This window comes from Gordonia sp. ALPHA1B1, assembly GCF_005502615.1.
In the GTDB taxonomy this organism is placed as follows: domain Bacteria; phylum Actinomycetota; class Actinomycetes; order Mycobacteriales; family Mycobacteriaceae; genus Gordonia; species Gordonia hongkongensis.
The window spans coordinates 141,157-156,371 of record NZ_SCOC01000003.1; the positions used below are offsets into that span (position 1 = coordinate 141,157).

The following is a 15,215-nucleotide window of genomic DNA, read 5'->3' on the forward strand; positions in this document are numbered from 1 at the left end:
GGCGCCTGGAGGTCATCTGTGATGAGATCTCCACCATGGCGCACAGCGGTGGGATCGAGTCGGCTGCCGGAATAGTGGTGACGGGCCCGGGCGGGGAGTTCCGCCGGTGACGATCAAGGTTGCCCTCGAGCATCGGACGGTGTACTCGTTCGACCGGCCGACCAAGATCTACCCCCACGTCGTCCGCCTGCGTCCGGCGCCGCACTCGCGCACACCGATCGAGGCGTACTCGCTCACCGTCGACCCCGGTGAGCACTTCCTGAACTGGCAGCAGGACGCGTTCAGCAACTATCTGGCGCGCCTGGTGTTCCCGGAACCCTCGACCACCCTCGGGATCACCGTCAGTCTGGTCGCGGACCTCACCGCGATCAATCCGTTCGACTTCTTCATCGAGGAGTGGGCCGAGTTCTACGGGTTCGACTATCCGGCCGAGCTGCGGCGCGACCTCGAGATCTTCCTCCGGCCGGCCGGGGTCACCGACGGTGAATTCGCCGGTGCGCCGGTGCATCCGGAGATCGCGAGGTTCGCGGCGAAGCACCGGCCGGCCGGCCGCACGCGGGTCATCGACTTCCTGGTGCGCCTCAACGCCGCGGTGCGCGACGCCGTCGGCTATACAGTCCGCCTCGAGGCCGGCGTGCAGTCGCCGGAGTACACGCTCTCCAGTGCCATCGGTTCCTGCCGGGACTCGGCCTGGTTGCTGGTCGCCCTCCTCCGCGAACTCGGGTTCGCGGCACGCTTCGTGTCCGGATACCTCGTCCAGCTGACCTCGGACGTGAAGTCGCTCGACGGTCCGTCGGGTCCCGACGCCGATTTCACCGACCTGCACGCGTGGACCGAGGTGTACCTCCCCGGGGCCGGTTGGGTTGGACTGGATCCGACGTCGGGTCTGTTCGCCGGCGAGGGGCACATCCCCTTGGCGGCCACCCCGCATCCGGTCGGCGCCGCACCGATCACCGGTTCGACCGGCCCGTGCCACGCCACTCTGGATTTCACCAACACGGTCACGCGGTTCCACGAGGACCCACGCGTCACGCTGCCCTACACCGCGGAGCAGTGGGGCCGGGTCACCGATCTCGGCGCGCTGGTCGACGAACGGATGGAACGCAACGACGTACGCCTGACGATGGGCGGCGAGCCGACGTTCGTGTCCATCGACAACCAGACGGACCCGGAGTGGCGCACCGCCGCGGACGGTCCGCACAAACGGTTGCTGGCCGGGCGGCTGGCCGACCGCCTCATGACGGCGTACGCGCCGGGCGGCCTGATGCGGCGCAGCCAGGGCAAGTGGTATCCCGGTGAACCGCTGCCGCGGTGGCAGCTCGAACTGATGTGGCGCGCCGACGGTCTGCCGATCTGGCGGAATCCGGAGTTGCTCGCCGACCCGTGGGCGACGCCGGACGACTGTGCCGCGGCGATCGACCGCGAGACCCACGGCCCGAACCCCGACGACCTCGGCGACCCCGGCCCGGCACGGGAACTGCTCACCGCCTTCGCGACGCGACTGGGACTTCCGATCGCCCAGGTCGTGCCGGCCTACGAGGACCCGCTGGTCCGGATGCGGGAACTCGCCGCGATGCCGCCCGGTGACCCCGGAACCGACCCCACCCTGCCCGCCGCACGGTCGTTCGCGCAGGCCGAGATCTCCGTCGACGCCGATTCGGCGGACGGCGACGACGACGAGAGCCTCGCTCCGACAACGGATTCCGTCCGACGCAGACGAGCCCTGATCGAGCGGCTCGACGCCGCCGTCACCCAGCCGAGTGCGCACGTGTTGCCGCTGAGCCGCTCGGAGGACCGGACCGCGTGGCAGAGCGCGGTGTGGACGACCCGGCGGGGACGGATCGTGCTGACCCCCGGCACCTCGCCGGCCGGCTTGCGGCTGCCGCTCAACTCGCTGTCGTGGGGTCCGGCCCCGACGCTGTTCGAAGCCGATCCGTCCGCACGCCACGACGACCTGCCGACCGACCCGTCGGCGGCGCTGGGGCACACCGTCCGCGAGGTGGACCCCGCGCAGTTCCTGCCCCGGACCGCCCTCGTCGCCGAGGTCCGCGGCGGCGTGGTCCACGTGTTCATGCCGCCGACCTCGACCCTGGAGGAGTATCTCGCGATCGTCGAACTCGTCGAGGACGCCGCCGCCACGGTGTCGACGCCGGTCGTCGTCGAGGGGTACGGACCGCCCGCCGATCCGCGACTCGTCTCGTTGTCGGTGACCCCTGACCCGGGGGTCGTCGAGGTCAACATCCAGCCGACCGGGAGTTTCGCCGAGCAGTCCGAGCTGCTCGAATCGCTCTACGACCATGCCCGACACGTGCGACTGGGCACCGAGAGTTTCGATCTGGACGGCAGCCACGGTGGTACGGGCGGCGGCAACCACATCACCCTCGGCGGCGTCACGCCCGCCGATTCGCCGATGCTGCGCCGCCCCGACCTGCTGGTGTCGATGCTGACCTACTGGCAACGTCATCCCGCGCTGTCGTACCTGTTCTCCGGCCGGTTCATCGGCACCACCTCGCAGGCGCCGCGCGTCGACGAGGGTCGGGAGTCCTCGCTCTACGAGCTGGAGATCGCCTTCGCCGAGATCGACCGGCTCGCGGTCAAGAATTCTGGCGATGGTGCCCGGGCCGGGGGACGGTTCGACGGCGCGCCCCCGAACCCCTGGGTCACCGACCGGGCGCTGCGGCATCTGCTCACCGACATCACCGGCAACACGCACCGGGCCGAGTTCTGCATCGACAAGCTCTACAGTCCCGACTCAGTGCGCGGCCGGTTGGGCCTGCTGGAGCTGCGGGCGTTCGAGATGCCGCCCCACCACCGGATGGCGATGGTGCAGTCGCTGCTGGTGCGGAGCCTGGTGTCGTGGTTCTGGGAGAAGCCCTACCGGGCCCGGCTGATCCGCCACGGCGGCGACCTACACGGCAAACACCTGTTGCCGCACTACGTCATCGCCGACATCGCGCTGGTCGCCGAGGAACTCCGCGAGGCCGGCTATCCGTTCGAGACCGCCTGGCTGGACCCGTTCACCGAATTCCGCTTCCCGCGTCTGGGGACCGTGCAGATCCGGGACCAGGAGATCGAGCTGCGCGGTGCCATCGAGCCGTGGAACACGTTGGGGGAGGAGGCAACCGGAACGGGCACGGCCCGGTACGTGGACTCCTCTGTCGAGCGCGTGCAGGTGCGCGTCCTGGGTGGTGAGGACGATCGTTACCTGTTGACCTGCAACGGTTTCCCGATTCCACTGCGCGCCACCGGTCGCACCGGTGAACGCGTCGCCGGCATCCGATTCCGGGCCTGGCAGCCGCCGAGCTCGCTGCACCCGACGATCACCATCGACACCCCGCTCACCTTCGACCTGATCGACACGGTCAACGGCCGGTCGGTGGGCGGTGCCACGTACCACGTCGTGCATCGCGGAGGACGTGCCTACGATCGGCCGCCGGTCAACGCGGTCGAGGCCGAGTCCCGGCGCAACGGGCGGTTCGAGGCGGCCGGTCACACGACCGGCACCGTCGACGTCGGGCTGCTGCGGGAACGACAGTCCCGGCAGGCCACCGACTTCGGGGTGCCCGGGATCCTCGACCTCCGGCGGGCACGTACAGTTCTTCGGTGACCTCTTCGCCGGGCAACGCTTCCGCGGTGTTCGACCGCTACCGCGCCGAGGGCCACACTCTCTTCGATCCCGACCGTCTGACCCGTCTCGCCGCATCCGCGGACCGGCCGGCCGACTCCTACGACGAGCTCCTGGAAGCCGACGGCGCGATCCGTCCGGCGTGGGCCGACCTGGCCCGCATCTACCAGCTGCGCGGTCCGGACCGCCTCCGCGAGTCCGCGGCCCGGCTGGCCGCAGCCGTCAGCGACGACGGCGTGGTCTACAACGAGTTCGACGGTCAGCACACCGTGACCCGCGACTGGGATGTCGACGCGGTGCCGCTGGTGATCGACGGCGTCGAATGGGCCGAACTCGAAAAGGCCATCACGCAGCGGTCGATGCTGCTCGACCTGCTCCTGCGTGACCTCTACCGCGATCAGAAGACGATCGCGGCCGGACTCGTCGCGCCCGAGATGGTGTTCGGCCATCCCGGTTACATCCGCAAGGCCGCCCGACTCGAGGTCGCCGGGCCGCACGCGCTGTTCCTGCACGCGGTCGACATCTCGCGCACCGCCGACGGCCGGTTCGTCGCCTACCGGGACCGCACCCAGGCGCCGTCGGGGATCGGATACGCGATCGTCGGGCGGCGACTGATGTCGAAGACCTTCCCGCAGCTGTTCCAGGCGTGCGCACCGCGGCCGATGACCACCTTCGCCGGCACGATGCGGCTGGCACTCACCGAGTACGCGCCGCCCGGGGTCGATGACCCGACGGTGGCGGTCCTCAGCCCCGGCAGCATGTCCGAGACCGCCTTCGACCAGGCCTATCTCGCGTCGGTGCTCGGCTTCCCCCTCGTCGAGGGCGCCGACCTCACCGTTCGGGACGGCGCGGTCTACATGCGCTCGCTGGGTCGCTACAAGCGGGTGGACGTGCTGCTGCGACGGGTCGACGCCGCCTACTCCGATCCGCTGGACCTGCGGACGGACTCCCAGCTCGGCGTCGCCGGGCTGGTCGAGGCGATCTCGCGCGGCACGGTGACGGTCCTCAACACCCTCGGCTCGGGGGTGCTGGAGAACCCGGCGCTGCACACCGTGCTGGAACGTCTCGCGCCCGTCCTGCTCGACGAGGACCTGCGGCTGGGCTCGGTCACCACGTACTGGGCCGGAGATCCGCTGCAGCGCAGCCTGATCCGTGATCGACTGGCCGCCCTCGTCCTGACGAACACGAGTACGGGGGAGGAGTTCATCGGCCCGTTGCTCGCGGCGACCGATCGCGCCGACCTCGCCGCCCGGATCGAGGCCCAGACGTGGCAGTGGGTGGCCCGCGAGCTCGAGGCGTTCTCGGTGGCCCCGACGATCACCCCCGGCAGCGGTTCCGGTGGACCGATCGCGACGCTGCGGGCGGCGCCGGTGTCGGTGCGCGCGTTCAGCGTGGCGCAGGGTCCCGGGTACGCGGTCATGCCGGGCGGCCTGGGGGCCGTTCTCGCCGACGGGGTCGCCGGCGCCGCCCACCATGTGGTGGCCGCCAAGGACGTGTGGGTCACCAGCACCGAGGTGGGCGGGCACGTGTCGCGGCGGTCGGAGACGCGCGGCGAACCGGCCTGGGAGGTCGTCGCGGGCACGTCGGCGGGTCGCCCGGTGACCCGGGAGTACTCCGACGTCGCGGCCGCGGCCAGTCCGCGCGTCCTGGCGGACCTGTTCTGGCTGGGCCGCTACGGGGAGCGGACCGAGCTCGTGACCCGCCTGGCCAAGGTGTCCCGCGAGCGCTATCAGGACTTCCAGTACCGGCCGTGGATGTCGGGCACGCCGGCGGTGCCGCTGCTGTTGCACGCGGTCGCCACGGTGACGGGCACCGCGCGCTACCTGGACACCGCCGACCTGCTGTTGCCGGGTTCGGACCGGCCGCCGTCACCCGATCAGGTCAACGAGGCGATCGAGAAGATCGCCGACCTGACCGTGTCGCGATCGGTGCCCGGGACCATCGCCTACTCGGTCGACCGGCTGATCAGCACGGTCCGGGCGGTCCGGGACCAGATGTCCACGAGCACCTGGATGGTGCTCGCGCCGGTCGAACGGATCATGGCAAGTACGACCAGGCTGGTCCTCCGGTCGCGCGCGGACGCCGGGGCGGGCGACGCCGCGCTGGACCTCGGACCCGATCTGGCCCGCGCGCACGACGAGATCCTGCACGGTGTCCTGGCGCTGACCGGGCTGCAGGCCGAGTCGATGGTGCACGATCCGGCCTGGATGTTCATGGACGTCGGCCGACGCATCGAACGGGCCGTCACCCTCGCCGACCTCACGCTCGCGATGTTCGCCGACGCGCAGGACACCGACGTCGAGCAGGCGCTGCTGGAGTCGTACCTGGTGGCCAACGAATCGTCGGTGATCTACCGTCGCCGCAACCGCGGGCTGTATCAGGCGGCCAGTGTCGCCGAGCTGCTGCTGTTCGACCCGACCAATCCCCGGTCGATGATCTTCTGCCTCGACAAGATGAACGCCGACCTGTCGTCCGTCCCGGAGACCCTGCGGTCGGCGGGCGCCGAACGGGCCGTGCAGGACATGATCGCCGAGTTGCGTCGCGGCGACCCCGCCGACCTCGTGCGGGTCGACGCCGACCGGAGGCGCCCGGAACTCGTCGAACTGATGACGACCCTGCGCACCGGGGCGCGTGAACTCTCCGATCTGCTCACCCGGACCCGCTTCGCCACCCCGCGCCAGGCGCGACCGATCTGGGCCGGTGGGGAATCGTGAGCACGCGCGTCTACCGTGTGCTGCACCGGACCAGCTACACCTACGACGATGACGTGTCGTCCTCGTACGGGCGCTGCCATCTGACCCCGCGCGACCTGCCCGGCCAGCGCGTGCACTCGACGTCGGTCGAGATCGAACCCGAACCCGACGACCGGTCGACGGGGCTCGACGTCTACGGCAACCACGACAGCTATTTCCATGTCCGGACCGCGCACCGCGAGCTGACCGTGACCGCGCGGTCGGTCGTGGAGGTGGATCCCGTGGACCCGGGCGTCCTCCTGAGTCCGGCGGCTCGGGGTCCGTGGGAACAGGCGCGCCCGTGCGTGGTCGACGGGCGGGACAGCGCACTGGCCGCCGAGTTCGTCCTCGATCTCGACCCGCCCGAGATCACCCCCGCGGTGCGCGACTACGCCGCCGGCATCTTCACCCCCGGTCGGCCGCTGGCGGAGGCGGTCATCGATCTGACGTCGCGGATCTTCACCGACTTCACCTACCGGTCCGGATCGACGGCCATCACTACCCGGGTCGACACCGTCCTGCAGCGTCGCGAGGGCGTCTGCCAGGACTTCGCCCGGATCGCGATCGCCTGTCTGCGGTCACAGGGTCTCGCCGCGCGGTACGAGTCGGGGTATCTCGCGACCGAGCCGCCGCCCGGCAAGGAAAAGGTCTTCGGTGCCGACGCCAGTCACGCCTGGGCGGCCGTCTGGATGCCCGACGGTCGCTGGCTGTCGTTCGATCCGACCAACGACAAGATGGTCGACGAACGCCACGTCACACTGGCGTGGGGGCGGGATTACGACGACGTCCCGCCTCTCCGAGGGGTCATCTACACCGATTCCACGAAGAGCCGGATCGACGTGTCGGTCGACGTCCGGCCGACAGATGACCTCACCGCGGGCTGAACTGGGCACATCGGACTCGCTTGCTCGGTAAGTCGCTGTGCCACAGTGTTTTCGGCGCACGTTTTCGGGCTATACCGGTAACGGCGTGGTACAGATGGACGAACGCGCTGTTGCGACAACGTTGCAACGGGTAGGTTGGTTGGCGACATGACGGTCATTACGGAAAGCCGCATCACCAGCGTGGTGCGGGCGGCAGAGGCGCTGCTGTCACACCGCGCCGGATCAGCAGTGGTTCTCGACGATCCCGAGGACCTCGGCGGCAGCGGACGCACCACGGTCGTGCGGGTTCGGGTCGCCCAGAACCCCCTCAGCCTGGACCGCTCACTGGTGATCAAGGCCCTTCCCGAACACGAGGACCCACAGGCCTTCCACCGGGAGATCGCGTCGTACAAGTACGCGACCGCACTGCCGAACGAATCGCGCCCGGGGCCGCAACTGATCGCCTCCGACACCGATCTCCGCATCATGGTGCTCTCCGACCTCGGCCACGGCCGGACGATGCTCGAGTACCTGGCCGGCGTCGACCCGGTCGAGACCTCACGTGCTGTCAGTGCCTGGGGCCAGGCACTCGGCCGGATGCACGCGGCGACGGTCGGCGGCGAGGGCGACTTCCTCGCGCTGCTGCGGCGCGGACCGTCGGGTATGCAGGGACGCGACATCCTGCGCGACGAGGCGTTGCGGTCGATCGACTCGGTGGTGGGGCACGCGGCCGCGCTCGGCGTCGAGGTCCCCGAGCAGGTGGTGGAGTCGTTGCGTACCGCGGCGACGCTGTTCGACGAGGGCGATCACCGCGCATTCAGTCCGTCGGATGTCGGGCCCGAGAACATCCTGCTCAACGACGACGGCGTGCAGTTCATGGACTACGAGTGGGGCGGCTTCCGCGACGCCACCCTCGACATCGCCTACGCGCTCGTGACCATCACCGCGCAGCTTCCGCCCCGGACCACTGCCCGGGCCACCGACCTCGAGGTCTCGATGGTCGACGCCTGGCGCTCGGAGGTGCACTCGATCTGGCCGGCGCTCGCCCATGAGCGGGAGATGCAGCGCAAGGTGCTGCTCGCCCGTCAGCTGTGGGTGTGGCTGTCGACGGTGTGGATGCTGCCGAGCGACCCGCTGGCTCCCACCGGCCCGGACGCGGACGTCGAAGCGCCCGACTTCGAGCCGGCCGACGTCACTGCCGCCGGCTTCACGCATGACTGGGCGCTGCACACGAACGACCCCCGCGTGATCGTCAGCCGCTGGACCGACCTCGCCGCCGCCGCGGGACGCGCGGGCGACGAGGAGATCGCGGTGTTCGCGACCGCGATGGGCGTCGCGCTGCAGCGCATCTGGCTGGCCTGACACGCTCGTGGACGGACTGTTCGACCCACCCGACGATCCTCGGGCCGGCTCCGACGGGCATGGCAACGCCGGTGGTCTGACCGCACCACCGGCCCCGACCGCACCCCTGGCGGTCCGCATGCGGCCGCAGACCCTCGACGAGATCGTCGGACAGCAGCACCTGCTTGGTACCGGTTCGCCGCTGCGCAGGCTGATCAGTGGCTCGGGCGCGGCGTCGGTGCTGCTCTACGGGCCGCCCGGAACCGGCAAGACCACCATGGCCTCGCTCATCGCGCGCGCCACCGGCGGCCGCTTCGAGGCCCTGTCCGCGCTGTCGGCGGGGGTCAAGGAGGTGCGCGCAGTCATCGACGTGGCCCGGCGCCGGCTCATCGGTGACGGCAAGAACGGCGGTCAGCAGACGGTCCTGTTCATCGACGAGGTCCATCGGTTCTCGAAGACCCAGCAGGACGCGTTGCTCGACGCCGTGGAGAACCGGATCGTGCTGCTCGTCGCGGCCACGACCGAGAACCCGTCGTTCTCGGTGGTCGCGCCGCTGCTGTCGCGGTCGCTGGTCCTGCAGCTGCGGTCGCTGACCGATGCCGACATCCGGGAGGTGCTGACCCGTGCGGTCGCCGACCAGCGTGGGCTCGACGGCAAGGTCGAGGTGACCGACGCCGCCTACGACCACCTCGTCGCGGTGTCCGGTGGGGACGCGCGCCGGGCGCTGACGGCGCTGGAGGCCAGCGCCGACGCCACCGACCGGATCGACCTCGTCGACGTGGAGACCGCGATCGACCGCGCCGCCGTCCGGTACGACCGGGACGGCGACCAGCACTACGACGTGACGAGTGCGTTCATCAAATCCATCCGGGGCTCCGACGTCGACGCCGCCGTCCACTATCTCGCCCGCATGATCGCGGCGGGGGAGGACCCGCGGTTCATCGCGCGGCGCCTCATGATCCACGCCAGCGAGGACATCGGCATGGCCGACCCGACGGCCCTGCAGACCGCGGTCGCGGCCGCTCAGGTCGTGAACCTCGTCGGGATGCCGGAGGCCAAACTCGCGCTCACACAGGCCACCATCCACCTCGCGACGGCACCGAAGTCGGCGGGCGTGGTGTCGGCGATCGGCGCGGCCCTCGCTGATGTCGGGGCGGGCAAGGCCGGCGCGGTTCCGGCTCATCTGCGTGACAGTCACTATCCGGGGGCCAAGAAGCTCGGTAGCGGTGTCGCATACCGCTATCCGCACGATGATCCCGACGGTGTTGTGCCACAACAGTATCCGCCCGACGACCTGGTCGGCCGGGACTACTATGAGCCCACCGACCATGGGCTGGAACGCGAAATCGGGCCGCGGGTCGCGAAGTTGCGATCGATCGTGCGTGGCGCGGTGTCGCGGCGCCGGTCGCGCTGACCGTCCGTGCGGGCGTTTCCCCAGTGCAGAGTCCCTGCGCCCCCGGCGACTCGCCGACGGTAGGCTGGGATGTCGCGACAAACAACGGCCGCTACCACCGAACGGCTGGGACCACCAACGGCTAGGACGAAACCCACAGTGCAGACGCATGACATCCGGAAGCGCTTTCTGGACCACTTCATCAAAGCCGGGCACACCGAGGTGCCGAGCGCTTCGCTGCTCCTCGACGACCCCAATCTGTTGTTCGTCAATGCCGGCATGGTCCCGTTCAAGCCGTTCTTCCTGGGTGAGCAGACGCCGCCGTACTCGCGGGCGACCAGCGTGCAGAAGTGCGTCCGCACCCTCGACATCGACGAGGTCGGCATCACCACCCGCCACAACACCTTCTTCCAGATGGCGGGCAACTTCTCCTTCGGCGACTACTTCAAGCGCGAGGCCATCACCTTCGCCTGGACGCTGCTGACCAACAGCGTCGACGACGGCGGTTTCGGTATCGACCCGCAGAAGCTGTGGCCGACGGTCTATCTCGACGACGACGAGGCCGAGGCCATCTGGCGCGACGAGATCGGCGTGCCGGCCGAGCGCATCCAGCGACGGGGCATGAAGGACAACTACTGGTCGATGGGCGTCCCGGGTCCCTGCGGGCCGTGCTCGGAGATCTTCTACGACCGCGGACCCGAGTACGGCGTCGAGGGTGGGCCGGAGGCCGACGAGGACCGCTACATCGAGATCTGGAATCTCGTCTTCATGCAGAACGTCCGCGGTCCCGGGGGCGGCAAGGACAACTACGAGATCCTGGGCCCGCTGCCCAAGCAGAACATCGACACCGGCATGGGCGTCGAGCGCGTGGCCTGCATCCTGCAGGGCGTCGACAACGTGTACGAGACCGACCTGTGCAAGCCGATCATCGACCTCGCCGCGGAATTGTCCGGACGTGCATACGCCGCCGGTTCGCATGCCGACGACGTCCGGTTCCGCGTCGTCGCCGACCACGCGCGGACCTCGGCGATGCTGATCGGCGACGGCGTGCTGCCCGGGAACGACGGCCGCGGGTACGTCCTGCGCCGTCTGCTGCGCCGGGTCGTCCGGTCGATGAGGTTGCTCGGCGCCGGGAGCGAAGCGAGCGGGCCGGATCGGATCGGTACCGCCGACAGCCAGCCGACCATGGGCACGATCATCGGCAAGGTCATCGACCTGATGTCACCGTCGTACCCCGAGCTGGAGACGCAGCGCCGGCACATCGTCGACGTGGCCGTGGGCGAGGAGACCTCCTTCTCCAAGACCCTGGCCGCGGGGTCGAAGCTGTTCGCCGACGCGGCGACCGCCACCAAGAGTGCGTCGCGTACGACCATCACCGGTTCCGACGCCTTCACGCTGCACGACACCTACGGCTTCCCGATCGACCTCACCCTGGAGATGGCCGCCGAGGCCGGTCTCTCGGTGGATCAAGAGGGCTTCACCGCCCTGATGGCCGAGCAGAAGCAACGCGCCAAGGCCGACGCGACCGCCCGCAAGACCGGGCACGCCGACCTGAGCGTCTACCGGGACTTCCTCGATCGCGGGCCGACCGAGTTCACCGGCTTCGACGAGCTGGTGTCGGAGGCGCGGGTGCTCGGCCTCGTCGCCGACGGCGCACGGCTGCCGGCGGCGTCGGCCGGCCAGGAACTGACGGTCGTCCTCGACCGCACCCCGCTCTACGCCGAATCCGGTGGCCAGATGGCCGACGTCGGCACCATCACGACCGGGTCGGGAGTGCGCATGTCGGTCACCGACGTGCAGAAGGTCGGCAAGTCGGTGTGGCTGCACAAGGTCCGCATCGACGAGGGGGAGATCGAGGAGGGCGACGAGGTCCTCGCAGCGGTCGACACCGCGTGGCGTCACGGCGCCACGCAGGGCCACTCCGGCACCCACATGGTCCACGCCGCGCTGCGCGAGGTCCTCGGCCCCGGCGCGACGCAGGCCGGTTCGCTGAACCGTCCCGGTTACCTGCGCTTCGACTTCAACGCCAGCGGCCCGGTGACCGAGGCCCAGCGTCGGGAGATCGAGGAGATCAGCAACGCCGCGGTCGAGGCGAACTATCAGGTCAACACGTTCGAGACGGGTCTGTCCGAGGCCAAGGCGATGGGCGCGATGGCGCTCTTCGGCGAGAACTACGGTGACGTCGTCCGCGTGGTGGAGATCGGCGGGCCGTTCTCCATGGAGCTGTGCGGCGGCACGCACGTGGCGTCGTCGTCGCAGATCGGACCCATCACGCTGATCGGGGAGTCCTCGGTCGGTTCGGGTGTCCGGCGCGTCGAGGCCTACGTCGGCATGGACTCGTTCCGGTTCCTGTCGAAGGAGCGTGCGTTGCTGGCCGGCCTGGCGTCGTCGCTCAAGGTGCCGTCGGAAGAGGTGCCCGGCCGCGTCGAGCAGCTCGTCACCAAGCTGCGTGACGCGGAGAAGGAACTCGAGCGGGTACGTGCCGAGGCGGCCCGGGCCGCGGTGTCCGGTCTCCTCGACACGGCGACGACCGTCGGTGCCACCCTCGTCGTCGAGGGACGGGTGCCGGGCCTCGACGCCAACGGGTTGCGCTCGGTGGTGACCGACCTCCGCGGCCGGGTCGCCGACCGCCAGGCGGTGATCGCGCTGTTCTCGCCGAGCGGTGACGGACCGGATGCCAAGGTGCCGTTCGTGATCGCCACCACGGCGGCTGCCCGGGATGCCGGGATCAAGGCCGGTGACCTCGTGAAGGAGGTCGCACCGTTGGTGGGCGGTCGTGGCGGCGGCAAGCCGGACCTGGCCCAGGGCGCGGGCACCGATCCCGCGGGGATCGACGCGGCACTGACGCGAATCCGCGAGTTCGTCGCCTGATGCCGGATCCGCACACCCGGGCCGACGGTCACCAGCGGACCCGCGGGCGACTTCTCGGGATCGACGTCGGAAGCGTCCGGATCGGCGTCGCCGTGTGCGACCCCGACGGCATCCTCGCCACACCGGTCGAAACGGTGCGTCGAACCCCTTCGCGCACAGACGATCTCGACCGCATTGCGGCGCTGGTCGCGGAGTACGAGGCCGTTGGCGTCGTCGTGGGGCTGCCGAAGACGCTCAAGAACACCGCGGGGGCGGCGGCCGAGACCGCACAGGAATTCGGGGATCGTCTCGCGACCCGGATCGACCCGGTGGCCGTGCATTGGCACGACGAGCGTTTCACGACGGTGACCGCACAGCAGGCACTGCACGCCAGCGGCCGGACGGTGAAGTCCTCGCGCGCGGTGATCGATCAGGCCGCGGCGGTCGCTATTCTGCAGGGGTGGTTGGATGCGCGACGGTGAGTCAGGGGAGCCTCCGGTGACCGATGATCGGCGTCGCACCCGGCACCGAGACGGCCAGGGACGCCGTGCCGAGGGCATGGATCCCGAGCGTCTGCGGTACTTCACGCAGTCGGCCGACGGGTCGCCCCACACGCGGCACCGCCGCCGGCGCGCCGGTGGCGAGAATGCCGAACCGGCTCCCCGGCGCCCGGCCCCGCCGAATGTCCCGCCCGCCGAACAGGCGCGGCCGGTATCCGGCACGCCCGGCCCCCGCGCGACGCCGGTCCGCATCCCGCCGGGGCAGCCGCCCACCCCGCCGCCGCCGGTGGCACCACCGCGGCCCGGTCCGCCGCAGCCCGGTCCGCCGCAGCCCGGTCCATCAACGGCTGCCGGGGGTCCGGTCGAAGACGACGTCGACACCGACTTCACCATGGCCCGTCCGGCCGCTCCGGCGCCTCCGGCCCGGGGTCCTCGCCCCGACGAATCTCGTTCTTTCCCGGACGATCACGCCGCGGAGGAGTTCACCGCTGCCGACTACGAGCCGGCGGGTCACGAGACAGAACGCCATGACGCCGAGCTGTACGACACCGGGCGCTACGACACCGGTGGCCACGAGACCGGGCGTTTCGAGACCGGGCGTTACGAGACGCCGGGCACCGCACGCCCGATCCGCGACGACGATCGCGTCGCCCGACGAGACCGGCGCTTCGACGAGCACGACGAGCACGACGACTGGTGGCCCGGCGCCGACGACACCGAGTCCGACCAGCAACAGCGCCGTACGCCGCGCCGCAAGCGCAGCCGGGGCAAGCGTCGTGCGGTCCTCGCCGTCGCGATCGTCTTCATGCTCGCGCTGATCACCGGGGTCGGCTACTACGGTGTGCGCGCCACCGGCCTGCTCGAGTCGCGCAAGGACTACACCAACGCCGCCGGTTCCGGCGATGTCGTCGTCGACATCCCGGACAACTCCACGCTCGCCGACTTCGGCCGCATCCTCGTCGACGCCGACGTGGTGGGCAGCGTGCGGGCGTTCGTCGACGCCGCCGGTGGACAGCCGATGTCCGGCGGCCTCTACAAGATGCGCACCCAGATCCCGGCCACCACGGCCGTGGAGATGCTGACCGCCGACGGCGCCGAGCATCGCGTCGGGCGGGTGGTGATCCCGCCGGGGCTGCAGCTCGATTCGAAGACCGGTATCGACGGCAAGGTCACCCCGGGCATCTTCCAGCTCATCGAGAACGCCACGTCATTCTCCTTCAACGGGCAGCAGGAGGGGGTGACGGTCGCCGACCTCGAGAAGGCCGCCGCCGAGACCACCCCGGCCGAGCTCGGTGTGCCCGCGTGGGCCGAACAGAACGTCGCCGAGATGACGGGCGATCACCGCCGGATCGAGGGGCTCATCGCGCCGACCACCTGGGAGCGCATCGAACCCGATCACACCGCCACGCAGATCCTGCGGGAGATGATCTCCAGCAGCGCGACGATGTTCGAACAATGGGGACTGCTCGACCGCAACAACTCCGGACTCGAGCCGTACGACACCCTGATCGCGGCGTCGATCGTCGAGCGCGAGGTCCGGCATGTCGAGGATGCGCCGAAGGTGGCGCGGGTCATCCGTAACCGCCTCGACCGCGACCAGCTGCTGCAGATGGACTCGACGCAGAATTACACGGCCGACATCACGAACATCGATGTCCACGGCGAGGCGTACAAGAACGACAACGAGTGGAACACCTACCGGTACAAGGGGTTGCCGCCCACGCCCATCGCGGCGGTCGGGGTGCCCGCCCTGGAGGCGATGCTCGACCCGGCGCCCGGCGGATGGCTGTATTTCGTCACCGTCGACACCGCCGGGACCACCTTGTTCGCGAACACCTTCGAAGATCACATCCGCAACCGCCAGGTCGCCTGCCGCAACAAGCTGGTGGCCACGGGATGCAGCCAGTGAGC

The 15,215-nt window shown here is 70.1% G+C and carries 8 protein-coding genes; all 8 read left to right on the forward strand.

The features are described 5' to 3' along the window. Positions 1 to 106 precede the first annotated feature (106 nt). Positions 107 to 3,607 (forward strand): transglutaminase family protein, encoded by a 3,501-nt coding sequence (locus FFS52_RS03025; protein ID WP_137808782.1) that lies wholly within the window; start codon positions 107 to 109, stop codon positions 3,605 to 3,607. Continuing rightward, a complete protein-coding gene (locus tag FFS52_RS03030) occupies positions 3,604 to 6,339 on the forward strand; it encodes a circularly permuted type 2 ATP-grasp protein (RefSeq protein WP_137808783.1) in 2,736 nt (911 codons plus the stop codon). The genes FFS52_RS03025 and FFS52_RS03030 overlap by 4 nt, the downstream gene beginning before the upstream one ends. Next, positions 6,336 to 7,241 carry a transglutaminase family protein gene (locus FFS52_RS03035; RefSeq protein WP_137808784.1) on the forward strand — a complete coding sequence of 302 codons (906 nt, stop codon included), beginning with the start codon at positions 6,336 to 6,338 and terminating at the stop codon, positions 7,239 to 7,241. The genes FFS52_RS03030 and FFS52_RS03035 overlap by 4 nt, the downstream gene beginning before the upstream one ends. Positions 7,242 to 7,388: 147 nt before the next feature. After that, on the forward strand, positions 7,389 to 8,582 hold the full coding sequence (locus FFS52_RS03040; RefSeq protein WP_137808785.1) for a hypothetical protein: 1,194 nt from the start codon (positions 7,389 to 7,391) through the stop codon (positions 8,580 to 8,582). A gap of 7 nt (positions 8,583 to 8,589) precedes the next feature. Beyond that, entirely contained in the window at positions 8,590 to 9,975 is a 1,386-nt protein-coding gene (locus FFS52_RS03045; protein WP_137808786.1) for a replication-associated recombination protein A, read from the forward strand. Positions 9,976 to 10,113: 138 nt separating this feature from the next. Next, complete coding sequence (gene alaS, locus FFS52_RS03050) at positions 10,114 to 12,825, forward strand: alanine--tRNA ligase (protein WP_137808787.1); 2,712 nt, start codon at positions 10,114 to 10,116, stop codon at positions 12,823 to 12,825. Then, positions 12,825 to 13,286 carry a Holliday junction resolvase RuvX gene (gene ruvX, locus FFS52_RS03055; RefSeq protein WP_137808788.1) on the forward strand — a complete coding sequence of 154 codons (462 nt, stop codon included), beginning with the start codon at positions 12,825 to 12,827 and terminating at the stop codon, positions 13,284 to 13,286. Before alaS ends, ruvX begins: the two co-directional genes overlap by 1 nt. Further along, complete coding sequence (gene mltG / locus FFS52_RS03060; RefSeq protein ID WP_137808789.1) at positions 13,273 to 15,213, forward strand: endolytic transglycosylase MltG; 1,941 nt, start codon at positions 13,273 to 13,275, stop codon at positions 15,211 to 15,213. The genes ruvX and mltG overlap by 14 nt, the downstream gene beginning before the upstream one ends. Positions 15,214 to 15,215 lie beyond the last annotated feature (2 nt).

What these genes read in the sequence shown, in the direction of transcription:
- FFS52_RS03040 (WP_137808785.1), top strand. Translation starts at nt 7,389, where the DNA reads ATGACGGTCATTACGGAAAGCCGCATCACCAGCGTGGTGCGGGCGGCA.
- ruvX (WP_137808788.1), top strand. Translation starts at nt 12,825, where the DNA reads ATGCCGGATCCGCACACCCGGGCCGACGGTCACCAGCGGACCCGCGGG.
- mltG (WP_137808789.1), top strand. Translation starts at nt 13,273, where the DNA reads ATGCGCGACGGTGAGTCAGGGGAGCCTCCGGTGACCGATGATCGGCGT.